We start from the raw sequence: 24,437 nt of genomic DNA on the forward strand, positions 1-24,437 counted from the left end.
CCAATTGGCCGGAAATAACAATATTCCAAACCCAAACTCACCATCTGTGCTACTATACATACAGAAAAAAGCTGGCTAATTAGCCAGCTTCTAGTCCATCCAGTATTCTAAGTCTTTCTATTATTCTTTCAGGCCTCCCGCCTGGTTTCCTCTTCCCAAGAACGGTAGTAATCAATTTTACCCCGCAGAATATCCAAAGTCTGATGAATCGTCTGAGCCTGCTCGATTAATTTCCGCTCATGCTCCTCCAGAAGCTGTCTGCGCTGGGGAATGCCCTCATTGCCAAGCCGCATCATATCAGCGAACTGCTGCATAAGTGCGATCGGCATTCCTGTAGTCTTAAGCTTTGCGAGTAATACGATCCATTCAAAATCATGCTCCCGATAGATCCGATGACCATTCTCGGCACGGGGGATGGGATCCATCAGGCCGATCCTTTCGTAATAACGAAGAGTATGTACGCTTAACCCCGTCATCTCAGCTGCCTGCTGAATGGTCAGTTCTTTACCGGTCATAACCTTACGCTCCTTTCAACATCCGTTCAATTGATCAAGCTGTTCCGGGCTAATTTGCAGCTTAAGTGCCCCCAGATTTTCCTCCAATTGCGCTAGACCGCTTGCAGCAACAACGGGAAGAGCTCTCGGATGCTTGTGCAGCATCCAAGCCAGTATAAGCTGATTCGGTGTCGCTCCCAGCTCTCCGGCAACCTTCCTTAGCGTATGCAACCGGGTCATCTGATCCTCTCTCCGGTATGCCTCGGGCAGGACCGCTTCCTTCCTGTTGTACATACCTCCCAGGAGGGGGGAATATGCCAAGAGCGTAAAATCATCATTTTGACTGCAGTAAGCAAGTAAATCCTCATCCGCACTGACCTGCACTCCGAAATCCGCATCCGCTCTAGGCTGCAAATACGTATGCCGCTGCTGGATGCAGCAATAGGACTCCCATCCTTTTGACTGACTAATCGCCTTGGCCTCCAGGAGCCTGGAAAACCGGTAATTACTGCAGCCTATAGCCCTTACTTTACCTGATTTGACCAAGGAATCCAAGGTCTCCAAGGTTTCCTCAAGCTCAGTTTCGTTATCGTCAATATGAGCATAGTATAAATCTACATAATCTGTTCCAAGATTCAGCAAGCTTTCGTCAATTGCCTTCTCAATCGCTTGGCGGCCTAAGCCTTCCATTCTTTCGCTTTTTGGCACTACCGGTTTCGCTCCCACTTTGGTGGCCAAAATGATCTGATCTCTGTTTTTTCTTTCTTTCATCCATTCGCCAAGCAAAGACTCGCTTTCTCCGCCAACACAGCCTTCGTTCCATATCGCATAGTTGTTGGCTGTATCCAGAAAATTCCCGCCTGCTTCAACAAAATGATCAAGCAGCTGGAAAGAGGTTTGTTTGTCGGTTCGCGATCCAAAATTCAGACACCCCAAAGAATAAGCGCTTACCACCAATCCTGTATTTCCCAACGTATAATGCTTCACACTAAATCCTCCCTTTAACAAACTGAATGAACTTCCACTTTTTTGCATCCTACGTGACCAGTATAAGAGTTTAAGCGCACTCTAAGTCAATACTGCTAATCCAATATCTTCTCTATTTTTAAAAATGCAAAAACACCCTCAAAATAGTCTCCATATCTTCCGACATGAGAGCATCTCTTGAAGGTGTTTTAATGAGTACGATAAGCCAGCCTCATTCTCCCGGTTACCCCTATCGTAAAACAGTTATAAAAAGAGGCCAACCAGAAATCTCTGGCTGACCTAATAATAAGAGACCCGCTAAATTAGCGGCTCTGCTTGTTCATTTAGCGAGATTCATTTTCGGCGGAATATACCCGAGCTGCCTGCCCATTTTTACAATTTGACCTCTATGATGAAATTCGTGGGTGATGGTGTGCGTAAATAACCATAATTCGGTTAACTCTGCACTGTCACAATGCCAGGATGCTGGTTTGGTGGGATCCCATTTGTTTTTAAAGTCATTTAGAAATTCATACACCAGTTCATCCGTGTTCTTAAAAACCTGACGCATTTTCTCTACATTGTCAACGGATTCAGGATTTATTGTGGGAAGTGATTTGCCAAGGGCGCGAATCCCTAACCATATCCGGTAACAATCGGCTACATGAGCATGCAGACTGCGAATAGAAGCTCCGCCAAAGCTTTCTATTTCTTTCACATAATCTGCGGGGGACATGGACTCGCAATAACGAAATAATGATTCCCTTGTGCGCTGGATCATTTCATACTGACCTTTGAATACATCCATCTGCTCGCTCTCCTTTTGATTCTACTTACACAACGAACCTTCCGAATGAAGACTTTAGATATCTATAATAACTATTATATTTCGTTACGTCAAGGAGTTACCTTGCGAAGCCCTTCTCAGTAGTTAGTTCAATCATATGCCTCCACAGGATCAACGCGCTGCGAATCGGTTATATTTGCAACGGCCCGGTACAGATTTGGCGGATATTCGGCGATCCGGTGGCATAAGTACAAGTACCACTCATGGCCATAGGTCAAATAGATCTGCACCGGATAACCGGCTGATTTCAGCCTGCTGCCAAGCTCCGGCCGGATGCCGTACAGCATCTCCAGCTTCGCGCCATGCTCCGTCAATAGACCCCGCTGTATCGCTGCCTCGATGATGCTCTCATCATGCGTAGCAATTGAAACCCGGTGTCCGTCTGCGAGAGCCTGTCCCACTAGCTGTAAATATCGCTCATTTAGTGATTCAGATCGGGGTATTGCGACCTCTCCCGACTCTTGGTAGGCGCCCTTCACGATTCGTATCCGGCCTGGCGAAGCGGATAGCTCGGCCAAATCATCCGGTGTCCGATGTAAATGTGCCTGCAGCGTAATGCCGATATTCGGATACTTGGAGGCGGCCCGCTTGTATACCTCGAGGATCTGCTCTGTCTTAGCCGACTCTTCCATGCTGATGAACAGTTCCAGTTCCGTTCCCGGTGCCCGTGCCGCTAATTTGGTTAAGTTCGTATAAGCAAGCTCCATATCCAGCATCAGGCCGATATGCGACAAATCGAAGGATATACAGGCGGATGCCCCCTGTTCCCCGAGATCATCGATTAGCGCTGTTATCTCCAGAGCGGCCGCCTCACACTCCTCCGCATTTACCGTATTCTCGCCGATGTACTCTAGTGAAATGGCATAGCCTTTGGCAGTAAGCCTCTGCCCTGCTTCGAGCCCGTCTATACGGGATTCGCCTGTTACATACTGCAAAGCAGCCTTTTTCAGTAGCCCGTATAGCAGTGGTGTTTGCTCCACATACGCCTTAATATCCATTCGTCTGGCGACTGACTTTAATGCCTCTGCCGCTTGCTGTTCCCAATCTTTGTTATTATGCATTTGACATTTCCCCCTTCTAGAAGTATTTCAAGTGTACTTGCACAGAAGGGCGTAATCTTGTAAAAAATTGCTCATCTAGATCGACATCGCATATTGCCTGGGCGTTGCTCCTACAATTTTCGAAAAAGCCTTGGTAAAATGGCTTTGGTCATAATACCCTGCCTCAGCCGCGATATCAACGATCGGACGCTGCTTCGCCAGCTGAATTTTGGCATAATTGATGCGCAGCAGGTTTTGATAGGCATGAGGGGGCAGATGGCTCCCTTTCTTGAAGAGCCGGATCAGATGAAAGCGGCTGATTCCGGCTTCCTGTTCCAATTGCTCAAGCGTGACCTGCCCGGTAAAATTCGCCTGCAGGTAGTCTTTGATCAGCCTCACGTATTTGTGCTCCTGAACACCTGATAAGCCTGTGTGTCCCAGGTCATTCTCATTAGGGTCAACCAAAGCTTGGACAAGTTCAATGAGGGCCGTCTCGGTTTCAAGCGGAGAACCGCCGCCTGCGAGCGCGCCCATCGTGTAATTTAATCGTTCGCGGCACGCTTCATTCTTGCCTCCGCCCAGTAAGAACGGGATGTGCAGCTGGTTAAGCTCCTCCGGTCTAAGCTTTTGCAGCCAGTCAGGGCGGATAAACAACATCTTATACCGCCATTCCACGTCCGGTTCCGGATGGCAGGCATGCAGCATCATTGGCGGAAAACTGATCATCCTCCCAGCTGCCACCTGTATCTGTTTGCCGTCGCACCAGGCGTTCGTGCCGCCTGCATCTATGAGCCCGACCGAATATTCTTCGTGAAAATGCCTATGGTAGGCTAGATCGTCCGCCGTACAGTGCTTCCCCTCCAGAAAGGGCAGTGCTTCATCCCGGTAAAATGTAACTTCAGGCATGTTTTCGCCCCTTCCTCCTGATTGCGCATTGATGTTCAATGATTATTGTATCGGTTGTACTCTCATATTACATCAAGTGCTTCTCTTTATCGAATAATGATTGATCGCTAATAGGCTTGAAATTAATGATTGCATTTTTGAACCGTAAGGTCCATAATAATTATGGACTTATTGGTCCAAAATAAAAGAAGAGGAGTTTTACTATGAATACAACAAGTACAATGAATAAACCCTTAGCAGGCAGAAAGGCATTCGTTACCGGAGGAGCGCGCGGCATTGGCGCGGCCATTGTCAGACGGCTGGCAGAAGACGGTGCATCGGTTGCATTTACTTATGTAAGTGCGCACAGCAAGGCAGAGGAACTGGTAGAGGAAATTAAAAGCGCAGGAGGCCAAGCTTTAGCCATTCGCGCGGACAGCGCTGATTTCGAGGCCTTGAAAGGTGCTGCTGATGAGACGATCCAAACCTTTGGCGGTATTGACATTCTTGTCAATAATGCAGGCATTTCAAGTCTAAAGCCTTACGACCAATTCACCCTTGAGGAATTCGATCAAATCGTCGCGGTTAACCTGAAGGCGGTATTCGTTGCCGTTCAAGCAGCTGCTCCGCAAATGAAATCAGGTGGCCGTATCATTAATATTGGCAGTATTTCTGCCGAATTTAATCCTTTTCCGGGAAACAGCCTGTATGTCGCGACCAAGGCCGCTGTCGCCGGATTGACACGGGCGTTAGCCCGCGATCTGGCACCTCAGGGTGTTACCGTCAACAATATTCAACCCGGTATGATTGATACGGATATGAATCCGGAGAACGGCCCTTATGCTTCGGGCGCAGACATGATTCCGTTAGGAAGATATGGAAAGGCCTCCGAAATTGCAAGCATGGTGGCGTATCTCTCTTCCTCCGAGGCTGGCTATACTACAGGGGCAACTCTGAATATTGACGGAGGCGGAAGCATCTAATCATAGCCAGCTTTACAGAGAGGCCCGGGGAACGTAAACTAATAATTATCTTTTGCAAAGGGGAAATCATTATGGCAGCCGGACGCCCTCGGGCCTTTGACATTAATAAAGCACTTGAAAGTGCTCTGGAGATTTTTAGGAGGAAGGGATATGAAGGGACATCGTTGTCCGACCTGACCGAAGCCATGAAGATTAACCGTTCAAGCTTTTATGCGACCTTCGGAAGCAAGGAGAACCTGTTTCACAAGGCGTTAGATTTATATATGAACGAAGGACCGATTCAAGCTTCAGCAGCTGCTCTAAAAGAACCGACAGCCCGCCTGGTTATTGAGAAGCTTCTTCGGGCTACCGCAGATTCGGTGGTCGATCCCAACTATTCTCCGGGCTGTCTAACGGTCAAAGGTGCTCTTGCGTGCAGTGAGGAATCTGACCCGGTCCAGCAATTGTTAACCGATCTGCGCGTTCAAATGGAACAGGCACTCACCACCCGGCTGGAGCAGGCCAAGGAAGATGGAGATTTGCCCAAGCATAGTAATCCTGCCGCTCTATCCCGGTATGTCGCAACTCTCTTAGCGGGCATGTCGATTCAGGCCGTCAACGGAGCCAGCCGTGAAGATCTTGAAGACGTGATTAGCATCACTCTTTCTGCAATGTCCTATATCAATCAATAAGACTCTTTTCATTTGCCAGTCTATCGGGCTTCCCCCGCTGCAGAAATTCATCAATCATCGCTGTGTATTTGTCCAGACTGTACACTTTATACATCCGGGAAGTAAGCGTACGGGTATTTCCGAAGAAAAAGCGCTCAAACTGCTTCTGTCTGCCGCCGAAGGGACCGATCGCCAGTTCCCGGGCCAGCCGGAAAAGAGCAATCCGGTCGCGGGCTGATGTATCCTGTCCTTTAAGATAAAGACGGAGAAAATCGCCGGCATCTGATGCCAGGTCTGTCTCGGAAGGAAGCATTACCAGATTACTGGAGCTGATGTCCTGAAGCATCCCCAGCATCTCCTGATAAAAGGAGGAATACTGCATCGTAGCAGCAATCAGCGGCTTCGGGGCCGGTACATAATAGCCCTGGGAATCCGGTTCCGCCATCATTTCCGAAGCCAGGCGAAGAGATTTCAGGTTCTCAAGCATGGTCAGAATCCGGGATATCCGCTCCCTCGTAACCGCTTCGAGAGCGATATTCTGTTCATCTGACAATGCAGAGATCAAGCCGAGCAGAAATTCCGTCTTGGCAATGTAACGGGTAAGCACCTGATGACCGGCATGGCTGTGAAAATTCCCTTCGCTGAACAGTCTCTCTCCAATCTCTTCATCCCCTAAGTAAAAGATCCGGTTACGTGGAATAAGCACGTGATCGAAGATCACCATGGCGTCCATTTCTTCAAATCTGCTGCTCAGCGGATGATCATAATGCGATGTGCCTGAATAGCTCTCACGGCAAATGAAGGTCATTCCTTCCAGATCATTGGGAACGGCAAAGGCAAAGGCATACGGATTATCCGGCTCCAGCATGGAAGGGAGAGGTGTAGAGAATACCAGGATTTCATCGCAGGTTGCTGCCTGCGTAGCCATCATAAACGCACCGTTTACTACAATTCCGTTCTCCTTGCGGTCGATCACTTTGGCTGTAATCGAATCCTGGACATCGTCCACCAGCTCGGACAACCGGCTGGCAAAGGGCTGGATGAATACATGGGATAAGGTAATGTCCTGACTGCGGCAGTAATCATAGTATTTTGTGAGATTATCTTCATATTCGGGATTGTATTCTCGTAACAGATGAGCCGCGGTATATAAAGACATCAGCGTCGTGTTCATATAATCCGGGGATCTCCCTAAAAACCCGTGGTGCTTCTCTGCCCACAATTCCATCATGATTCTCCTGCGGACCAGGTCTTCCCTGCTTCTTGGTGCCAGGAAGGAAAGTCCGTAACGCTCCCCGTCCGTAACGCTTTGAAAGGTCATTTGTTCGATGGTTTCCTTCTGATGCTGCATATCATACATTTCCGCTTGGGTCTTCATTAATCCGTTGAAGGCAGGATGGCTGGATAAAGGCCTGTCGATGGTTTTACCCTGATACCATATCTTGATATGCTGGCGGTTGATCCGCTCGGTATATTCTTTGCCGTTCTTAACTGCCATGCCCCCACCCCATTCATGAACATTCAACAGTTCAGCTATCTGACCGAACCAGTTTCCGTAAAATATGTTGTGCCGCAAAAAGCAGTACATTGTCCATGTTCAAACATTTATTTTGCATAGTGAACGATCATAGGGGGTGGGGCAATAAGTCTAATTTTCTGACGTCAATATCCGCTTGTTTGAATCCCTGTCTGATTTCATGCACAACCTCTTTACCTTTCTCCACATTCCTTACCCCTTCTCTTCATTCGTTAAGTCTAAGATACTATTGATCAGGAGCCTGGTACATATACGCATCCACTGCGGATTTATCCGAATCTCTGTAATGTTCTGCCCCACGCCAAAAAACAGCATCCTCTGCAGCTACAGAATGCTGTTCTTCAAGTGTTATAGAATAAACTACAGTTCCTTCGTCATAAATCTGCTGTTCGGATCCGGGATGTAATCTGCAAACGGCTCACAATAGGTGAAGCCGAAATCTTCATACAGCTTGCGGGCAGGGATGAATGAATCCATGGAGCCGGTCTCCAGACTGATCCGTTTGTATCCGCGGCTTACGGCTTCTTCAATAATATGAGCAAGCATATTTCTGGCTACACCTTTGCGCAAATGCTTCTTGGCGGTCCGCATCGATTTGAGCTCGGCATGCTCTTTGTCCAATTCCTTGATCGCCCCGCAGCCCAGAAGCTCCTCATCCTCCCAAGCGCACCAGAACGTAATTTCCGGCTGCTTCAGCCCGTCCAGATTAAGGGCATGAATGCTCTCCGGCGGAGAGTCCTCTGCCATTCCCTGCAGATGTTCCGCAATTAATCCAATCACTTGTGTCCCGCTCAAATCATCTACAAGAATCTTCACTGAAAACCACTCCTACGTTAATGTTAAGTATGAACCATAGCTGTTAAACTTCTGTATATCATATTACCCCCATGGCAGGTTTTCTGACAAGTCTATTATGACTGCATATGAAATTTGATATATCACAACCCAAATTCTCGTCTTGGATTAACCTTTTAATATTTGCTTGTATTGCTTGTTAGCCTTATATGCAAAGTAAAAATACAAAAGAAATGTTACGAAAAAAGAAAACCATAGGACAGGGGTAACAAAGCTGAGCGGAGTTTTTAGAGAGAGAGTTTTAGAGTCTAAAGGCATCGTTGTTATAACTGCAACTCCGATAGGAAATAAAGAAAAGGACAGAGTTTGCCACATATCAGATAGCCGTTTGTAACGACCAGCTATAGAAGCGGTATCAGAGAATATTTCTTCTGACCCCTGCTTATTGGCTTTTCTAAAATATTGGTGCCCCGAATTTATCGTTCCGAAGATATGCTCCCATCCGCTGTCTTCGAATAATGCACAATAATCTTCAAAAGCATCCTGTGTCTTGAAGCTGCGGTAATCCAATTTAATGATCGACCTTCTAGATGAAGTTTTAGCAAATGTATAGATAAATAATCGTTTATTTATCATCTGAAAACCCTTTTGCTCCATACTCCCGAGCCACTTTTCTTCTTTCTCAAAGCTGGTGAAAAAATTGCAAGTTTTCATCCAAGGTTCCTCCGATCTTTTTTTAACTGTTCTTCTGCTGCAGACATCATATGATTCATTCTCTCTACATCAAGCTGCAATATCCGTTTTCCTTGTTCGGTAATGATATAGACCTTCCGGCGCCTATCATCGCTGGCTGTAGGCTCAATGAATCCAAGATTAACCAGATTTTCGATAGCGCCATACAAAGTCCCTGCCGCCATACGCACTTGACCACCGCTGAGTTCTTCAATTTTTTGCATAATAAGATATCCATGAGCCGGTTCAATAAGAGCTAAAAGAATGTAAAAGACGGTTTCAGTAAGCGGTAAATGTTTTTCTCGCTCCATGGTTATCCTCCAAAAAAGAAATAAACAAATTATACAGTTATACTATACAGTTGAACTGTATAGTGCAACTTAAAATCAAAAAAAGCCGCTAAATTAGCGGCTTCAACAGTACTATATATGCATAACCTTACCACTCCGCAATGCTGCCGTCGCGGTGCCGCCAGACCGGGTTTCTCCAGCGGTGGCCCTCCGCCGCCATCCTCCGTACATACTCCTCGTTCACGGTAATGCCAAGGCCGGGTCCGGAAGGGATATGGACATGACCGTAACTGTAGGCAAAGACGGCCGGATCGGTGATATAATCCAGCAGGTCATTGCCTTGATTATAATGGATGCCCAGGCTTTGTTCCTGAATGACTGCATTGTACGATGTTGCATCCACCTGAAGACAGGCGGCCAGAGCGATCGGCCCAAGCGGGCAATGCGGAGCGACTGCGACATCGAACGCCTCGGCCATGGCGAATATTTTCTTGCATTCCGTAATCCCTCCCGCATGGGACAAGTCGGGCTGGATAATGTCAACCACGCCATCTTTCAGCAGGTTTTTGAATTCCCAGCGCGAGTACATCCGTTCACCCGTGGCAATCGGAGTGCTGGTATGATGTGCGATCTCCCGCAGCACCTCATTGTTCTCCGGCAGCACCGGCTCCTCTATGAACATCAGGCGGTAAGGATCCAGCTCTCTGGCCAGTCCCCGTGCCATCGGCTTGTGCAGCCGTCCGTGAAAATCTACAGCAATTCCGAACTCCGGTCCGCAGGCCTCCCTGATGGCAGCGACCCGCTCGACGATAGCATAAATTTTGTCATGGGTATCAATGAACTGCATCTCTTCCGAGGCATTCATCTTAATCGCCGTGAACCCGGCGGCCTTCTTCTCCAGAGCCGCCTTGACAACATCGATGGGACGGTCTCCGCCGATCCAGGAATACACCCGCATGGAGTTGCGGCAAGCTCCGCCCAGCAGCTGGTACACAGGCGCATTGTAGATTTTCCCTTTAATATCCCATAACGCCTGATCGATCCCGGCTATCGCACTCATCAGAATCGCCCCGCCACGATAGAAGCCTCCCCGGTACATGAGCTGCCATAAGTCTTCAATCCGCTGCGGGTCCTGCCCAATCAAATAATCCATCAGCTCTTCCACTGCGGCCTGCACCGTATGCGCCTTGCCTTCGACCACCGGCTCCCCCCAGCCGGATAGGCCTTCATCGGTTTCAATCTTCAGAAACAGCCAGCGCGGAGGAACGATAAAGGTCTCAAATCCGGTGATTTTCATAGGTTATTGTGCTCCTTTGGTGTTGTTCATTCTGGCCTTGCGGACTTCCTCGGCGAATTGGCGGGCCGTCTCTGTGATCTTCCCATAATCCTCCTGCTCCACCGCTTCCCGGTCAACGAGAGCGCTTCCAAGACCGACGGCAACGGCACCGGCGGCAATGAAGGCTCCGGCATTCTGGAGGGTCACGCCTCCTGTCGGCATCATGCGGATGTGGCCAAGAGGCCCCTGCAGCTCCCTGATGTAGGAGGCACCCAGTGAACCGCCCGGGAATACCTTAAGCAGGTCTGCACCCGCTTCATGTCCTCTGACCGCTTCGGTCGGTGTCATTACACCTGGAATTGAGATTCGCCCGTGCTGTAAGGTCAGTTCTACAATCGCCTCATTCAAATTTGGGGAGAAAATAAAATCGGCTCCCGCTGCAAGCGCCTGCTCGGCCTGCGCCAGCTTCAGTACGGTACCCGCCCCCACCAGCAGGCGGTCTCCATATTTCGCCTTCATGTCCGCGATCAGCCGATAGACCTCCGGGCTATCGGCTGTTATCTCCAGCGCTCCGACCCCGCCGTCTGCCAATGCCGCAGCAATGTGCTCCACCCGTTCAGGCGGTGGTCTGCGAATAACGGCGACCAGCCCGGAGGTGATCAGCTGCTTAATCTGTCTATCTTTGTCCATTTCTTCTTCCTCCTTGGGAATGCGCCTCACTTACCGGATAATATCCTCTATGCCGGCTCCCCCGGCCAAGAGTAGGTCCACATCCTGCCGGGACGGGAGACCTTCGATGTCGCCGCTTACCCCCACAACAATGGAACCGACAGCATTGCCGCGCCGCACGGCAGCAGGCAGGTCCTCTCCCTGGAGCAAACCGCTGATAAAGCCTGCGGCAAAGCCGTCCCCGGCACCCATCGGATCAATGAGCCTCTTCACAGGAAAGCCGGGCGCATTTCCAGAGATTAGTCCGTTATTATAATAAGCTCCGTCCGCGCCGAGCTTGATGACGGCAGCACCGGCTCCAGCTTTCAGCAACCGGTCTGCGATCTCTGCAGGCGAACTGCATCCTGTCAGGAACCTCCCCTCATCGATGCCTGGCAGTACATAGTCGGCAAGCGCCGCAATTTCGTTAAGAACACGATAAGCCTCTTCTCTGTTCCACAGCTTCCAGCGGATATTGGGATCGAACACAATGGCTGTACCGTGTTTTTTGGCTGCCTCAAGAGCCTGGAAGGTTAATTTCCTGCACTCCGGGCTAAGGGCCGGTGTAATGCCGGTAATATGCAGGATGCGGGCACCGCCAACATATGCCTCATTAAGCTCCTCCGCTTGCATCAGGCTGGCCGCCGAACCTTTGCGATAGTAGTACACCTGTATTTGGTCTGGAGAGATTTGTTCTTTGAAGAACACTCCTGTGGGCGCTTCATCGGTAAACCTGACTTCGGAAATATCGACGCCATGTCCTCTGACGAATTGCCTGATATACCGGCCAAACGGATCATTTCCGAGCTTGCTGAACCAGCCGGCGGTGTGCCCCATCCGGGCAAGCCCAATGGCCACATTGGTCTCTGCTCCGGCAACATGCTTCTGAAAACCGTTCACATACTCCAGCGGAACCATCCGGTCCGGTGCCAGAAGCACCATGGTTTCCCCAAAGGTTACGACCTCCATTGCCCCTCCTCCTCTGCTGCGTGACTAATCGGGTTCCTCTTTAAAGATCGTATCTTTATCGCGAATTATTCGCTATAGATACTATCTTTACGGTATGATCATATTATCTTGTTCTTCGCTAGTCAACACTAAATCCATACTCAGACGTATCTGTTTATTGTCACGAAGCGCTTATGCTAGAATGAATGTATTCTAATACAAAGGGACGGCTAATCATGAAACAGAATAAACAAACCGCGTTTCAAGCGACCATAGAGCTTATGAAGCAGAAAATTACAGGCGGGGAATGGGCTCCGGGAGACCGGCTCCCTACTCTGCAGCAGCTGGCCGTTGATTTCTCTGTAAGTGTAACTACAGTTCGTGAGGCGCTGCGGACACTAGAGAGTCAGGGGAATGTCAGCATTGAGCACGGCCGCGGGATGTATGTGCGAAACGATCCGCTGCTCCTGGATGATCCGGCGGCTGGCTTAGAGGAATTAGACAACATTTCGATCGTGGATCTGCTGGAAGCCAGACTGCTCATTGAGCCTGAGCTTGCCGCTTTAGCCGCGCAGCGGGCCGATGAGGATCAGATCCGCCGGCTGCGGGTACTGGCTGACCGGATGGTGCAGCAAATGGAGGAAGGCGGCTCCTTCTTCGAGACCGACCTCGCCTTTCATCAGTTAATCGCTGAAGGGGCAGCCAATCCGGTAGTGGCGAGGATGCTCCATTCGATTCTTCCCTTGCTGGCCGAAGGCCGCAAGCAGACCAATACGCTGCCCAATATGCGCACCAAGGCTTCCAATTACCATGTTCTGATCGCCATAGCCATCGAGGAGCGGCAGAGCGAAACAGCACGGCAGCTAATGGAAAGCCATATTCAGAGTATGCTGACTACCCTTAAGCAGAAGAAGGAGATTTCTTAACGATAATTAAGGCCATCGATTTCGATGGCCTTAATCCGTTCAACGGGAAACTTCCCGCTTATTTTACATAAAATGTGGCATCCTGTTGATCTACAGACGTTGATATCGTGGATATCTCCAGCAAGCCGTTCCGGTGTCTCATATAAGCTCCCGGAATATTATAGGATTCAAAGGAAGCCGCCCATGAGCCGGTCAGTCCGACGCGCAATTGCCAAGTGGCATCATTCTTGAACAGGGCAGAATTGTCGTTAGCCTCCAGCCAGACCTTACCGTCCTTATGACGGAGATAGAAGCCCGGTTTCGTAACGGATTCGATCGACACGGCGGATTCATTGGCCAGTCCCTTGACCAGTCTCCACTGGGATTCTGCACTGTATTGTCCCCCGTCGATTCTTCCTCTTCCGTCCTGATATTGCACGTAGCTGTGCATGTTGAAGCTCTCGAGCTGATTGACCGGAATCTCCGTGTCTACCCGGACCAGCTTCCAGTTCTGCGTGTCCAGGTTATTGGCTCCCCACTGAATGACCTTGGTTCCGGCAGGCGAGCCGCCCCCGGCATTATCCAGCATCAGCCCGCTGCGCTGGTTCATGACGGTGTAATAGCTGCTGCCCTTGTGAGCGAATTTCCACCGCTGGGTGTCCAGGTCATTGTTCGCCGACAGGATGACCTTGGTCCCTGGAGTCGTCACTCCGTTCGGGTCCTCCCAGACCAGATTGTTGTTCACACTCATTCCCCGGAAAAAGCCGTTATTCCGGTAATCCAGCCGCCACCACTGGGTATCCGCGTTAAGCTCACCCCACTGGATGATTTCGGTACCGGCCGGCGAACCGCCTCCGGCATTATCCAGCAGCAGGTTATTATTCTGATTGATCAGCTTGTAGATCCCGCCGGATACGATCGAGGAATCCCCGTTCACCTGAGCCACATTGGCGCGGATTTCATTACGGCCCCCTACCTTCACCGTGTTGACTTCCAGCAGCATGGAATGGCTGAGGGGCAGAAGCGTCCCGCTCCATGCCGCAGGTGTGTTCTGGTTGGAGCCCTTTACCGTAAGCGGTGCATCAACCTGGGTCCAGGTGGCCCCGTAGTCACCGCTTGTAAACATTTTATTGGCGGAGGAGACCACATCGGTCATGCCGCGCACATATAATCTGCCGCTTGCCGTCCCGTCATCGATATAAGCAATCTCCGGCGTCTGGGAGGCGCGGTAAATCCCTGTACCCACTACGTTCCCCAGATCCGTTGCACTTCCCCAATCCACTCCGTTAGATGACGTTTTATAGCGGACGGCGAAATTCGGGGCCGCCCCTAGCATCTCAAAGAACATGAAATACGTTCCGTTATTCACCTTCACTACCCGCGGCATCCCCGGACGCCAGTCCCAGTTCGACGAATTGCCGACGATAATGCTGTAGCTCCCCCAGGTCAGTCCTCCATCGCTTGAAATTTCCCGGGCGATGGCCTGATTATAGCCCGGCTGCCGTTCATCCGAATAATAACAAATCAGCCGCCCGTCGCTGGTAACTGAGAATTCCGGCTCCCAGGTACGCTGGGTTCCCGCGGTCCCCCGTGCAGCCAGATTGCTATGGAACTGCCAAGAAGCTCCATTGTCGGTGCTTCTCCAGATATGGATCGTATACGGAACCGAATTGTTCCAATCTGTCGACGCGAACAGCAGCGTTCCCGCCGGATAATCGCCAACCTTCTGCGGTAACACATATAACGTTGTCATCCCTTGCTGATTCCGGTCCAGCCCGTAATTGTTGGGATCAATCTCACTGAGCAGCGACCAGGTTGCCCCGCCGTCCGTGCTCTGGTAAAACGGGAAAGGCTTCATACCTGTCCAATCCGCATTTCCGGGGAATCTCCGGGTGAAGGTGCTTAGCAGATTCCCGTTCTCCAGCTTCACCGCTCTCGCATAATACGGCTCCGGCTCCGCCGCACTGCTGGAGATTACCGTTCCTGTCGTTGCCGCCTGTACAGGCGCTACCGAAACTCCCATGACGAACAAGGCTGCGATTAGCGTCAATAGCATAGCTTTTTTCATACTGATCCTCATCCCTTCGCTATTAAATAGATAACAAGAAATGAATGGCCGCTTAGCTTATTCTCCTGACGGTGCTGCAATATCCTCATCTGCACGTACCGGAATACCGAAATCCGGGGTTCCATCCTCTTTCCAGGTGAAGCTCTGAATACAGGTGGCCCGCAGGCCCGCATCTGCGCCCGGAGCGGGAAGCGCGTGATAGACGATCCAGTCCTCCTCCCCGTCCGGCGACACGGTGAAGCTGTTATGACCGGTGGCATAGACTCCGTTCTCAGCACTTTTGCGAAACACAGGGACTGGGGATTTGGTCCAGGAAGACGGCTCCATCGGGTCAGCCGACTCCTCCATGGTCAGCATACCCAGCGCGTAATCCTCCGACCAGGTGGTGCTGGCCGAATAGACAAGATAGATCCGTCCGTTGCGGTGCAGCGTCACCGGCCCTTCATTAATCGCCATCCCCCCCTGCTTCTCCCAGTCCAGCGTCGGGGCTGTAAGCAGGACGTGATCTCCCTCCAGTGTCCATGGGGTACTCATGCGCATGATGTAGATGGCAGAACCATAATCAGGGAAATGTCCATATCCGGCATACAAAAAATAAAGCTGGCCCTGCACGGTAACCACAGTTCCATCCAGACCGGGGACAGGGGTCGGCAGCGCGCCCATCCATACCCACTCCCCTTCCATTGGATCGGCTCCCCCGTTCTCCAATACGCAAATGCGGCGCGACTCATCGCCTCCGCCGTCATTGGCGGTGAAGTAGATATACCATTTACCATGCAGATGGTGAATTTCCGGTGCCCACAGGTTGTGGCTATACCGTCCGCCAGGCTCCGGCGACCATATGATCTTCTTACGGCCTTGGGCAAGACCGGTCAGGCTGGCTGAGCTTGTTAACCCCAGCCCTCCGGACTGTGTGTGCATGAAGTAATAATTCCCGTCGGTGTGCCGCAGTACCCAAGGATCGGCAGCGCGGGCGACAATCGGATTGCGAAATGTTTGTCTACCTGCCATGTTCTTGTCTCCTCATCTTATCGGTGTTATCATTTAGCCCTTCATGCCTGTCAGGGCAATACCCTCAACGAAATATTTCTGTGCAAAAAAGAACACCAGCAGCGTGGGAATCAGCGCCAGCACGGACCCGGCCATAATATAGGTCCACTGTGAGGTGTAAAACCCCTGAAAGGACGCAAGCACCAGCTGCAGGGTATACTTCTCCGGCGAGTTGATATAAATCAGCGGTCCAAGATAATCGTTGTAGCCTGCTATAAAGTTCAAGAGTCCTTGCGTAATCAATGCCGGTTTAGATAGCGGCAGTATGATCCGGAGGAAGGTGTGGAACGGATTCATTCCGTCTACCTTGGCCGCATCCTCCAGCTCCTTCGGGATCGTCATGAAGAATTGCCTCAGCAGGAATACGGCGGCTGCCGCCCCGAACATCCCCGGTATGATCAGCGGCAGCCAGCTGTCAATCCAGCCGATGGTTTTGAACAGCATGAAGGTCGGAATCATCGTGACCACACCGGGGATCATCATGGTAGCCAGCAGCAGTCCGAACAGCAGATTTCGGGCCGGAAAAGCAAGCCGTGCGAAGGCATAAGCTGCCAGCGCGCTGGTAAACAAGCCTACCAGACATGGCAGCAGAATAATGAGCAGTGTGTTTACAAACCCTTGCACGATATCGGATTCAAATAATACAAAACGATAGTTGCTCCATTCCAAATGCTGAGGTATCCATTTCGGCGGCATTTCAAATTCCATCCCCTGCTGCTTCAGCGAAGTGGACACCATCCACAGAAACGGAACAGCCATAACCAGCGCTCCGGCCGACAGGAACAGATAGGCGAAGCCTTTGAAGGTGCGCTCTTTGGCCTGTTTTTGGCTGACCCAGGCGCCGCTTGCTGTTGTTATTCTCGTACTCACGCGTATCCTCTCCTATTCATAGTGCACCCAGCGCCGGGAAAAGTAGAAATTCAGCAGCGTGACGGCCAGAATGATGAACCCGAGAATCCACGCCATAGATGATGCAAATCCCATGTTCATATACCGGAATGCATTCTGGAAGAGATAGTAGACAATCGTCGTCGTGGAATAGTTCGGGCCGCCTTCGGTCATAATCTGGAACCGCGGATAATCCTGAAGCGCCCCGATGATGGCGGTGATTAGAATATAGAGTGTTGTAGGCGATATGCAGGCAACTGTGATATGGCGGAACCGTTGCCAGCCGCCTGCACCGTCAATCTCAGCCGCTTCATAGAAGCTTCTGGGCACACCCTGCAGCGCTGCGAGATACAGCACGATATTGATGCCAAGGCCCGACCATACCCCTTGAATGATCATGGCCGGCATCGCCCACTGCTCACTGCTGAGCCAGGCGGGCCCCTGGATGCCAATAAGCTCAAGCAAATGATTCAACAACCCGTAGGTATCATTAAATATCCATTTCCAGAGCAGCGTAAGTGCGATGACCGAGCTGATCGTCGGCAGGAAAAACATCGTCCGGAAAAAGCGGATCCCCCGTATTTTCTGATTCAACGCGGTGGCAAAGCCCAATGAGCAGATCATGCCAATCGGGATGCTTAGAGCGGAATAGAGCGTATTGCGCAACGTTTTCCAAAACAGCTCGTCCTGAACCAGCTTCACATAGTTGTCCCCTCCATTGAACACGGGCGTCTGGTAGCCGCTATAATCCGTGAAGCTTACATAGACGGAATAGCTGAGCGGGATGAACGCAAACAGCAGGAATCCCAGGATGGGTGCGGCAACGAATGAATAAGCCCATAGATATTCCCTTCGTTTCATTTGAACAGACCAGCATTGCCCTCTTTGATGGCTGCATCTATTTTGGGCTTCAGCTCATTTAAGACATCCGCTGCGGATTTCTTGCCTTCCCACATCGGGGCGAGCCCTTGGGCGAGCAGATCATACCACTTGGCGTTCGGCAGGGCCGTCCATGGTCCGGACACTTCTTTTTCCACCGCCTTGATGAACACCTCGGCGTGCTCCGGCTTCTGGCCCGGCTGCAGGAAGACATCGGTAGAGGCCATGGACTTGAAGCTTGGGATGGAGAAGCCCATCAGGGATTGCTCCTTCTGCCCTTCCGGTCCGCCAAGATACTCCACTAATTTGTAAGCCGCTTCCACATGCTTCGTCTTGCTGTAGATAGACAGTCCGACCGAACCGCTGATTCCGCCCCAGTCCTTGCCGGACAGCGGGGCAACATCCCAGTCAAAGCCCAGCTTGCGGAATTCCGGCACCATCCAGCGGCCGCTGACCATCATCGCCAGCTTGCCTGTCTTGAACATCTCACTGTCGTTCAGATCCTTGAGCGCAGAAGAGCTTGGCACGACTCCATGTTTGTTGGTAAGGTCCGCAGCAAACTGCAGGGCATCGATGGTCTCCTGGCTGTTGCCTACGAATTCCTGTTTGTTGTCACTGAGGAAGCTGCCGCCGTGTGCCAGCACGAAGTCCTCCCACCAGACCGGTCCCATACCATACTGTGTGGTCTTGCCATCCTTGCTGACCGTCAGCTTCTTAGCCGTATCCAGCAGCTGCTCCATGGACATCGGCGTCTCTGCGGACAGGAAGGGCACATTCATTTTGGTAAAAATATCCTTGTTGTAGTACAGCACGTGAGGACCGATATCCTTAGGCAGCGCATACAGCTCACCTTGCCCATTCGCCGAGCCGTCATAGCGGTAACGGTCAAGGCCCGACGCCCACATGTCGGCGGTATCAATGCTGCTCTTCTTCACCAATTCCTCAATAGGCAGCAGCAGACCCTGGCTGACCCAGCGGCCAAAGTCACCGTCCGGCACATACAGGACATCGGGGGCATTGCCTCCGGCCAGAATCGTATTCATCTTGCCTACATAATCCCCTGAGGGGATGTGCAGATAATCGACTTTAATGCCGGGGTTCGCCTTCTCGAAGGATTGAATCAGCTTGGTAAATACCTCCTTCTCCGACGGATCGCCCCACCCGGCGAACTGAATCTTAACCTGCCCTTCGGCGTCAGGGTTATTTCCGGCTTCCGCCTCCTTCTTGCTGTTACCACACCCGGCCAGCCCGCCGGTAAGCAGTGCCACGGATAGGGACAAGAGCAGAGCCTTGCCGGCATTTCTTTTCGGTACATTCATTTGAATTCGACACCCCTTAACGATTGATGTATTCCCTGCTCCTTAATTATTAGGGGAGGCGCTGTCCGGAACAATTGTGAAAACGCTTTAGTTTATAGCCAAAAAAATCTTAACTAAAAGCGTTTTCGACGGTCAAAAAAATAACCACTCCTAAGAGTGGTTATTCGTCAATGTCTGTTCAGCGGCTTTTTTACGCCATTCCAGGGGCGTGGCTCCCTCCGCTTTGACAAAAAAATGATAAAACCGGCTGGATGAAGTAAATCCGACCTCATGTGAAATGATCTCGACGGCCTTGTCCGTCTGCAGCAGCAGGCGCTTCGCTTCACGCAGGCGAAGATTGATCATATACTGCTTGGGCGAAATGCCCATCAGCTCTGTGAATTTCTTGCGCAGATTGCTTTCGGACAGAAAATACCGTGCAGCCAGCTCGCTCACCGTAAGCTGGGTATGATAGCCGGCATGGATCTCCTTCAATACCTCCTGGATGGTGAGCTGATCATCTAAGACATGGGGCATTCGCATGGTCACTCTGTTCCGCTGGAACAGCAGCAGGATCGTCTCCATGGCTACCCGCATTAAGACATAGGAATCTGCATCATAACTGTCTAATTTCCATTCCTTCTCCAGCTGAAGGAGGCTGATCTCCGCCCAGCGCATATCCTCTTCACTGAGATAGGCACTGCGGATGCGGTCCTGCTCCCGTTCCGCGTTATGAAACAGATACTGGCAGTATGCCGGCAGCTTGTCATGATAGAAATGTATAGAGATCCCCTGCCACGGCTCGGTACAGACAAAACCGTGGTGAAGCCGGGACGGGATCAGAATAAGATCCCCTTTGGACACCTTGATATTCTGGTCCAGCGAGCTGTAATACCCTTCCCCCTCCAAAATAAGAGTCAGTTCATCATATTCATGGGAATGCGACATAAACAGGCCTTCACCCTTCTCCGCCTGGAAGGTATGGGGCATAAAACGCTCCATGCTGATTACGAAGTTTTTAGTATCATTGTGCATTGTATACTCCCCTTTGTTCGATACATGAGTATATTTTAGCATGAACATAGATTTGGGAGAGAGGGGAGTGTATGTAAGTTCTCTAGCGGAGTAATACCCAATCAGTCCCAGGGCACCGGGGAGCATTGTTGCACATTTTGCAAGATTTCTCTTTAACCGTTACTGGCTGCGGTACATTGTTGCATTATTTGCACAAATTCCGGAGCAGAGAGCCAATTAGCGCTGGATTTGTTGCATTTCGTGCAGGATTTCTTTTGAAAAGTTACAGGCTGTTGAGCATGGGGGGCAAATCAAAAAGACTCTATCTTAACGACAGAGTCTTTCCATAATAAAGATAGAAATTCATTCTTCTCAAACAAGTCAGTGGCCCATACCGTGGCTATTGGTTGTCACTGTTGGGGCCTGAAGTGTAGTGATTTCCTCGGCGCTGGCGGCAGTCAAAATGGTTAATGAGCTAATCAGCAATACGGTTGTCAATAACAAAAGCTTCTTTTTCATCATTTTCATCATTGAACTCCCCTTCTAGAATATTTCGCATAATTGCATGATACTCTTGTAGCTGTGAAATATTGGCCTCTGCTCTAACAAGCTCATAAAAAGCAATGGCTTTTCTAAAGCCTGCTCTATCGGATAGTTTACCACTTAATACGATATTTTCCAGTGTTAGGTTTATTGCAATAGCTGACTTCCCCCGTTTAAATAAGTAAACGGATAACAAATGAATATATTCTATGTAGTACCTAACATCTACAGCAGGTGAGGTATCATCAGGCTTCTTAACTTCACTCTGCAGTTCCTCCAGTGCCCAGTCCACCTGGTAGTTGTATCTTAAAGCGGAGTCCAAAATATTTAACAAACCAGCGGTTAACTCTTCCCTAGCACCCTGCTTTAGAAATTTCACATATTCAGGCAATATTTCCTCGTTTCCCTCAAGTAAGTCAAGTACGAAGGCGTTTGCTCTAGCGGTATTTTTATAGTATTCAATTTCTTTCAATGACTCTTCGTCATCAAGTTGAACCCAGCTCAACTCTGAATACTTTTCTATACACTGCCGGGCGTTATTGTAATCGCCAAGCTTTTGAAGAGCAATACCCTTCGCACAAAGACTAAACCCATAGTAATACACTATAGAACGCCTTAATCTTTGGGCCTCAAATCCTTTGGGGGCTGTAGCATGTATTACTGCGATCATCCCAATAATCTTGTCAGATATATCTATCATTGCTGTAAAATTGTCTAAGGTGAATGAAGCTTTTAGCATAGCTATTAAAGAGTCGGCATCCATACCATCAAGTTCCAACAACTCCTATTTCACTCCTTACAGACCAATTTATTACAATGATAAATCTTTTCCATCCTATGGTCAATTAATTTGTTGGCTCTTAAATTGCCACTCCCCTCTTCAACGAAAAAAACCTGCAACTTGCGCAGGTTTCAAAGAGTTTAATCTCCTGTTTGTTCAATTTCAATCCTTCATCCGGCATTCACTATGTTCTGGAGACTTTCCTTGATCCGATGAGTAGCTCCGTTGCCGTGATAGGTGATCACTTTTTTAATATCCAGCTCTACCAGCTTAGCAATCGACTTCAGCGCAGTAGGGTGATCCAACGTGTAGTATTTGTCACAGGACAGGAGCTTTCCGTCTTTTGAATTTAGTGCATCGCCGGCAATTAATGTTTGGCTTGGAATATGATAGAGCGACATATGATCTGGCGTGTGTCCTGGGGTAAAGACGACTTGAATGCCGCCGGCCAGAGGCAGAATGTCTCCATCCTTCAGAGCCGTATGAACGTGCACGGGCGGTGCAAAAGTTGTACTTCTAACAAGCGGAATGGCACCCGTCAAATAGGGTACAGTCTCCTCATGTGCGAGCACCGTCAACTCATTCCCCCTGGCCTGAACTAGCTCCGGCAGACTGCCAATGTGATCGCTGTCTTGATGCGTAATGATGATATGCGTCAGCTGTCAATGATATCGGGAGGTTCTGATGTGACATAATCAGGAGAATCATTTGAAAATATTGGACAAAGAGGTGTATGGAACATGGCATTAACGTCCGCATTCACAAGCCTCAACCTGCCTGTAAAAAACGTAGCACAATCGAAAGCGTTCTTCACCGGACTTGGATTTGAGCTCAACCCGCAATATCCGGATAACGAGAATTCGGTAGCCATCCTAATCGGCGACAACCTGCAGGTCATGCTGATCCATCAAGCCTTCTTTAATACACTCACGGAGAAGGAAGCCGTCGATACGCGCAAGTATGCGCAGCTGACGATTGCTTTGGAATTCGAGAGCCGGGAAAAGGTCGATGAAATCGTGAATACCGCGCTCTCCTTAGGCGGAAAATTGCATGCTGAACCTGAAGATCATGGGTTTATGTATCATTGGGGCTTCGTGGATTTGGACGGCCATCTGTGGGCGATTAACTGCATGAGCCAGGAAGCGGCACAGAATTGAGGCTAACGAAGAGTACGCTCGTACTATGTCTTCAAAAAAGAAAGACGCCGGGTATCTTTCCAGGCGTCTTTCTTTTGATCATTAGTTCTGTTCGGTATAAGCTTTGAAATTGTCCAGGATCGCTTGCCAGCCTGCTTGCTGGAGCTCGACGGGATTGGCGTTTTCCGCATCAAATGTCTCGATGACCGTCGTCTTATCCCCCTGACCGATGAACGTAATCTCCACTTTTCTTCCGTCTTCTATGGTGTAGCTGATCACCTCATGCGGATTCACGACATCGTACACGCCGCCAAAATCAAACCCCATGCTGCCATCCTTCGCCTCCATCCGTGTCAGAAAGGTGCCGCCAACGTGCAGATTGTTCTCGGCTCTCGGTGCATGCCAGTCTTCGGACGCCTGATTCCACTTGGTGATGTGATCCGGCTCTGTCCAGTAGCGCCATACCTTTTCGACGGGAGCTTGAACCACGGCTTGTACAGTTACTTTCGTCGGCTGCTTCTCTTCCATTTCAATAGACACCTCTCTCAGTTGTTTGGATGTTCATATTATAATAACATAGTAACATAATTATTCGGGCAGTCCGTGAAAAGAATTCCCCCGTGTCAGGCTCTGACTCTGATCGGCCCAGCGGATCGGAAGCGAACGGGAGGTGAAGATGTCGGGCCCGTCCGATACCTGAAAATGCAAGTGTGCTTCACTGGAGTTCCCTGAATTACCGAGATGTCCGATGAGTTCTCCCTGCTTAACGTGTTCCCCTTTTTTGACGGCTACGCTGCCTTGCTTGATGTGTGCTGTTATGCTGTGCTCCCCGTTTCCATGATCAATGACCACGACATTCCCTTCCGGTGCTTCAGCGTTCATCACGCCCGGCGTATTATCCGGGATGTCATTTTTGACTTCAACCACCTTGCCGTCTGCTGCTGCATAGAGCGGTTCGCCAAAAGCATAATAGTCCTCATTATCCTTTCCATCACCCTGATAGCTGGAAGCATCCTGTGTGCGGATAATGTCGAGTGCGTAACGCTGGGTTTCATGAGCATAATGATAGTTGGATAACACATCGTTCCCGCCCCAGAACACAAACCATTCGCCCTTCAGCGGGAACTGGAATGTAGTCTTAGTCAACGCCTTATCCGTTGCGTCATGCCTCTCCAGCGGCTGAATAAGCAGCCCTGCAATCTGGTGATCTTCGGTAAAAGAGGCTTGAATCCCCTTCGTCCCCGTCTGATCCTTCCACGAAACATCAACCAGTTTGTTCAGTTTAACTTCCGTAACCTTGTTCCATGAAGTAACGCCTTCCATAAAGCTGTCGGCAGTCGACTTGAATTCGTCCAGCGATATGATTCCCTGCAGCTCCGGGCTCATCTGCTTGTAGATGTTCTCCTTCGATCCCTTCATTAAGGTATCCATGAAATTGTCAGGTGTAATCTCTTGTGGTTCAGAGGCTTCCGGGGTGCTGCAGGCAGACAATATCACACACATGCCAAGCGCTGCGGCAAGCCCCTTCCAGCTTTTCGAATATACTCTAGTCATTTCCCTGCACTCCTTTGTCAGAACGATATCTTTCCAGTCCAGTGTACGAAATCAATCTTATCTGCCGTCTAACCCACTCTTACGTCTATCTTAACTTTGCGGCGTGTTCTATCTCCAAAATTAAGCATCCGTTAAGGTTACCGGCACGCATCACAGTGTTTCAGAATGGT

26 protein-coding genes are annotated in these 24,437 nt (G+C 50.0%); 4 read left to right on the forward strand and 22 right to left on the reverse strand.

The window, feature by feature from the left end; genetic code table 11:
- Nucleotides 1-128 precede the first annotated feature (128 nt).
- The 5 genes from K1558_RS12275 to K1558_RS12295 all read right to left on the reverse strand — a co-directional run bounded on the left by K1558_RS12275 (nt 129) and on the right by K1558_RS12295 (nt 4,253).
- The gene (locus K1558_RS12275) at nt 129-515 is read right to left on the reverse strand and encodes a MerR family transcriptional regulator (protein WP_238651872.1); all 387 of its coding nucleotides are present in this window, start codon (nt 513-515) and stop codon (nt 129-131) included.
- Between the two features lie 15 nt (nt 516-530).
- On the reverse strand, nt 531-1,481 hold the full coding sequence (locus K1558_RS12280) for an aldo/keto reductase (protein ID WP_238651873.1): 951 nt from the start codon (nt 1,479-1,481) through the stop codon (nt 531-533).
- Nucleotides 1,482-1,800: 319 nt separating this feature from the next.
- Nucleotides 1,801-2,268: a DinB family protein gene (locus K1558_RS12285; RefSeq protein ID WP_238651874.1), complete on the reverse strand. Its 468-nt coding sequence runs from the start codon at nt 2,266-2,268 to the stop codon at nt 1,801-1,803.
- A 128-nt stretch (nt 2,269-2,396) separates the two neighbouring features.
- On the reverse strand, nt 2,397-3,368 hold the full coding sequence (locus K1558_RS12290; RefSeq protein ID WP_238651875.1) for a proline dehydrogenase family protein: 972 nt from the start codon (nt 3,366-3,368) through the stop codon (nt 2,397-2,399).
- A gap of 75 nt (nt 3,369-3,443) precedes the next feature.
- Nucleotides 3,444-4,253 carry an AraC family transcriptional regulator gene (locus K1558_RS12295; RefSeq protein WP_238651876.1) on the reverse strand — a complete coding sequence of 270 codons (810 nt, stop codon included), beginning with the start codon at nt 4,251-4,253 and terminating at the stop codon, nt 3,444-3,446.
- 203 nt (nt 4,254-4,456) lie between these two features.
- On the opposite strand from K1558_RS12295, the gene K1558_RS12300 reads away from it, so the two are divergent.
- Together K1558_RS12300 and K1558_RS12305 are read left to right on the forward strand one after the other, a co-directional pair.
- The gene (locus K1558_RS12300; RefSeq protein WP_238651877.1) at nt 4,457-5,215 is read left to right on the forward strand and encodes a 3-oxoacyl-ACP reductase family protein; all 759 of its coding nucleotides are present in this window, start codon (nt 4,457-4,459) and stop codon (nt 5,213-5,215) included.
- A gap of 71 nt (nt 5,216-5,286) precedes the next feature.
- Nucleotides 5,287-5,886 (forward strand): TetR/AcrR family transcriptional regulator, encoded by a 600-nt coding sequence (locus K1558_RS12305; protein WP_238651878.1) that lies wholly within the window; start codon nt 5,287-5,289, stop codon nt 5,884-5,886.
- Here the strand turns inward: K1558_RS12305 and K1558_RS12310 are convergent.
- The 7 genes from K1558_RS12310 to K1558_RS12340 all read right to left on the reverse strand — a co-directional run bounded on the left by K1558_RS12310 (nt 5,876) and on the right by K1558_RS12340 (nt 12,172).
- Complete coding sequence (locus K1558_RS12310) at nt 5,876-7,363, reverse strand: 4-hydroxyphenylacetate 3-hydroxylase family protein (RefSeq protein ID WP_238651879.1); 1,488 nt, start codon at nt 7,361-7,363, stop codon at nt 5,876-5,878. The two genes, K1558_RS12305 and K1558_RS12310, sit on opposite strands and share 11 nt — an antisense overlap.
- A gap of 399 nt (nt 7,364-7,762) precedes the next feature.
- Nucleotides 7,763-8,218, reverse strand: coding sequence for a GNAT family N-acetyltransferase (locus K1558_RS12315; RefSeq protein ID WP_238651880.1), 456 nt, complete (start codon nt 8,216-8,218; stop codon nt 7,763-7,765).
- 147 nt (nt 8,219-8,365) lie between these two features.
- Nucleotides 8,366-8,911, reverse strand: coding sequence for a DUF2812 domain-containing protein (locus K1558_RS12320; protein ID WP_238651881.1), 546 nt, complete (start codon nt 8,909-8,911; stop codon nt 8,366-8,368).
- The gene (locus K1558_RS12325; RefSeq protein ID WP_238651882.1) at nt 8,908-9,240 is read right to left on the reverse strand and encodes a PadR family transcriptional regulator; all 333 of its coding nucleotides are present in this window, start codon (nt 9,238-9,240) and stop codon (nt 8,908-8,910) included. The genes K1558_RS12320 and K1558_RS12325 overlap by 4 nt, the downstream gene beginning before the upstream one ends.
- A 127-nt stretch (nt 9,241-9,367) precedes the next feature.
- Nucleotides 9,368-10,516, reverse strand: coding sequence for a galactonate dehydratase (dgoD, locus tag K1558_RS12330; protein WP_238651883.1), 1,149 nt, complete (start codon nt 10,514-10,516; stop codon nt 9,368-9,370).
- A 3-nt stretch (nt 10,517-10,519) separates the two neighbouring features.
- Nucleotides 10,520-11,185 carry a bifunctional 4-hydroxy-2-oxoglutarate aldolase/2-dehydro-3-deoxy-phosphogluconate aldolase gene (locus tag K1558_RS12335; RefSeq protein ID WP_238651884.1) on the reverse strand — a complete coding sequence of 222 codons (666 nt, stop codon included), beginning with the start codon at nt 11,183-11,185 and terminating at the stop codon, nt 10,520-10,522.
- A gap of 30 nt (nt 11,186-11,215) precedes the next feature.
- A complete protein-coding gene (locus K1558_RS12340) occupies nt 11,216-12,172 on the reverse strand; it encodes a sugar kinase (protein WP_238651885.1) in 957 nt (318 codons plus the stop codon).
- 215 nt (nt 12,173-12,387) lie between these two features.
- Between K1558_RS12340 and K1558_RS12345 the strand changes: the two genes are divergently transcribed.
- Nucleotides 12,388-13,077, forward strand: coding sequence for a FadR/GntR family transcriptional regulator (locus K1558_RS12345; RefSeq protein ID WP_238651886.1), 690 nt, complete (start codon nt 12,388-12,390; stop codon nt 13,075-13,077).
- A gap of 58 nt (nt 13,078-13,135) precedes the next feature.
- On the opposite strand, the gene K1558_RS12350 is transcribed toward K1558_RS12345, so the two are convergent.
- The 8 genes from K1558_RS12350 to K1558_RS12385 all read right to left on the reverse strand — a co-directional run bounded on the left by K1558_RS12350 (nt 13,136) and on the right by K1558_RS12385 (nt 22,236).
- Complete coding sequence (locus K1558_RS12350; RefSeq protein WP_238651887.1) at nt 13,136-15,124, reverse strand: AbfB domain-containing protein; 1,989 nt, start codon at nt 15,122-15,124, stop codon at nt 13,136-13,138.
- A gap of 57 nt (nt 15,125-15,181) precedes the next feature.
- Nucleotides 15,182-16,135 (reverse strand): glycoside hydrolase family 43 protein, encoded by a 954-nt coding sequence (locus K1558_RS12355; RefSeq protein WP_238651888.1) that lies wholly within the window; start codon nt 16,133-16,135, stop codon nt 15,182-15,184.
- Nucleotides 16,136-16,168: 33 nt separating this feature from the next.
- Nucleotides 16,169-17,044 (reverse strand): carbohydrate ABC transporter permease, encoded by an 876-nt coding sequence (locus tag K1558_RS12360; protein WP_238651889.1) that lies wholly within the window; start codon nt 17,042-17,044, stop codon nt 16,169-16,171.
- A gap of 12 nt (nt 17,045-17,056) precedes the next feature.
- Nucleotides 17,057-17,923 (reverse strand): carbohydrate ABC transporter permease, encoded by an 867-nt coding sequence (locus K1558_RS12365; protein ID WP_238651890.1) that lies wholly within the window; start codon nt 17,921-17,923, stop codon nt 17,057-17,059.
- A complete protein-coding gene (locus K1558_RS12370; RefSeq protein ID WP_238651891.1) occupies nt 17,920-19,260 on the reverse strand; it encodes an ABC transporter substrate-binding protein in 1,341 nt (446 codons plus the stop codon). The genes K1558_RS12365 and K1558_RS12370 overlap by 4 nt, the downstream gene beginning before the upstream one ends.
- 150 nt (nt 19,261-19,410) lie before the next feature.
- Nucleotides 19,411-20,274, reverse strand: coding sequence for a helix-turn-helix transcriptional regulator (locus K1558_RS12375; protein ID WP_238651892.1), 864 nt, complete (start codon nt 20,272-20,274; stop codon nt 19,411-19,413).
- A gap of 454 nt (nt 20,275-20,728) precedes the next feature.
- Entirely contained in the window at nt 20,729-21,577 is an 849-nt protein-coding gene (locus K1558_RS12380; protein WP_238651893.1) for a hypothetical protein, read from the reverse strand.
- A gap of 170 nt (nt 21,578-21,747) precedes the next feature.
- Nucleotides 21,748-22,236 carry an MBL fold metallo-hydrolase gene (locus tag K1558_RS12385; protein ID WP_274528553.1) on the reverse strand — a complete coding sequence of 163 codons (489 nt, stop codon included), beginning with the start codon at nt 22,234-22,236 and terminating at the stop codon, nt 21,748-21,750.
- An 81-nt stretch (nt 22,237-22,317) separates the two neighbouring features.
- Here K1558_RS12385 and K1558_RS12390 point away from each other — a divergent pair, with 81 nt between their 5' ends.
- Entirely contained in the window at nt 22,318-22,734 is a 417-nt protein-coding gene (locus tag K1558_RS12390) for a VOC family protein (RefSeq protein WP_238651894.1), read from the forward strand.
- Nucleotides 22,735-22,815: 81 nt separating this feature from the next.
- Here K1558_RS12390 and K1558_RS12395 read toward each other — a convergent pair whose 3' ends face one another.
- Nucleotides 22,816-23,241, reverse strand: coding sequence for an SRPBCC family protein (locus tag K1558_RS12395; protein ID WP_238651895.1), 426 nt, complete (start codon nt 23,239-23,241; stop codon nt 22,816-22,818).
- A gap of 60 nt (nt 23,242-23,301) precedes the next feature.
- Nucleotides 23,302-24,267 carry a M23 family metallopeptidase gene (locus K1558_RS12400; RefSeq protein WP_238651896.1) on the reverse strand — a complete coding sequence of 322 codons (966 nt, stop codon included), beginning with the start codon at nt 24,265-24,267 and terminating at the stop codon, nt 23,302-23,304.
- Nucleotides 24,268-24,437 lie beyond the last annotated feature (170 nt).

This window comes from Paenibacillus piscarius, from assembly GCF_022234545.1.
In the GTDB taxonomy this organism is placed as follows: domain Bacteria; phylum Bacillota; class Bacilli; order Paenibacillales; family Paenibacillaceae; genus Paenibacillus_AQ; species Paenibacillus_AQ piscarius.

Excerpts from the sequence above, each read along its gene's own strand:
- K1558_RS12335 (WP_238651884.1), bottom strand. The coding sequence starts at position 11,185 with ATGGACAAAGATAGACAGATTAAGCAGCTGATCACCTCCGGGCTGGTC.
- dgoD (WP_238651883.1), bottom strand. The coding sequence starts at position 10,516 with ATGAAAATCACCGGATTTGAGACCTTTATCGTTCCTCCGCGCTGGCTG.
- K1558_RS12290 (WP_238651875.1), bottom strand. The coding sequence starts at position 3,368 with ATGCATAATAACAAAGATTGGGAACAGCAAGCGGCAGAGGCATTAAAG.
- K1558_RS12295 (WP_238651876.1), bottom strand. The coding sequence starts at position 4,253 with ATGCCTGAAGTTACATTTTACCGGGATGAAGCACTGCCCTTTCTGGAG.
- K1558_RS12395 (WP_238651895.1), bottom strand. The coding sequence starts at position 23,241 with ATGGAAGAGAAGCAGCCGACGAAAGTAACTGTACAAGCCGTGGTTCAA.
- K1558_RS12355 (WP_238651888.1), bottom strand. The coding sequence starts at position 16,135 with ATGGCAGGTAGACAAACATTTCGCAATCCGATTGTCGCCCGCGCTGCC.
- K1558_RS12310 (WP_238651879.1), bottom strand. The coding sequence starts at position 7,363 with ATGGCAGTTAAGAACGGCAAAGAATATACCGAGCGGATCAACCGCCAG.
- K1558_RS12285 (WP_238651874.1), bottom strand. The coding sequence starts at position 2,268 with ATGGATGTATTCAAAGGTCAGTATGAAATGATCCAGCGCACAAGGGAA.
- K1558_RS12300 (WP_238651877.1), top strand. The coding sequence starts at position 4,457 with ATGAATACAACAAGTACAATGAATAAACCCTTAGCAGGCAGAAAGGCA.
- K1558_RS12390 (WP_238651894.1), top strand. The coding sequence starts at position 22,318 with ATGGCATTAACGTCCGCATTCACAAGCCTCAACCTGCCTGTAAAAAAC.
- K1558_RS12275 (WP_238651872.1), bottom strand. The coding sequence starts at position 515 with ATGACCGGTAAAGAACTGACCATTCAGCAGGCAGCTGAGATGACGGGG.
- K1558_RS12320 (WP_238651881.1), bottom strand. The coding sequence starts at position 8,911 with ATGAAAACTTGCAATTTTTTCACCAGCTTTGAGAAAGAAGAAAAGTGG.
- K1558_RS12365 (WP_238651890.1), bottom strand. The coding sequence starts at position 17,923 with ATGAAACGAAGGGAATATCTATGGGCTTATTCATTCGTTGCCGCACCC.
- K1558_RS12400 (WP_238651896.1), bottom strand. The coding sequence starts at position 24,267 with ATGACTAGAGTATATTCGAAAAGCTGGAAGGGGCTTGCCGCAGCGCTT.
- K1558_RS12340 (WP_238651885.1), bottom strand. The coding sequence starts at position 12,172 with ATGGAGGTCGTAACCTTTGGGGAAACCATGGTGCTTCTGGCACCGGAC.
- K1558_RS12305 (WP_238651878.1), top strand. The coding sequence starts at position 5,287 with ATGGCAGCCGGACGCCCTCGGGCCTTTGACATTAATAAAGCACTTGAA.
- K1558_RS12325 (WP_238651882.1), bottom strand. The coding sequence starts at position 9,240 with ATGGAGCGAGAAAAACATTTACCGCTTACTGAAACCGTCTTTTACATT.
- K1558_RS12375 (WP_238651892.1), bottom strand. The coding sequence starts at position 20,274 with ATGCACAATGATACTAAAAACTTCGTAATCAGCATGGAGCGTTTTATG.
- K1558_RS12345 (WP_238651886.1), top strand. The coding sequence starts at position 12,388 with ATGAAACAGAATAAACAAACCGCGTTTCAAGCGACCATAGAGCTTATG.
- K1558_RS12350 (WP_238651887.1), bottom strand. The coding sequence starts at position 15,124 with ATGAAAAAAGCTATGCTATTGACGCTAATCGCAGCCTTGTTCGTCATG.
- K1558_RS12370 (WP_238651891.1), bottom strand. The coding sequence starts at position 19,260 with ATGAATGTACCGAAAAGAAATGCCGGCAAGGCTCTGCTCTTGTCCCTA.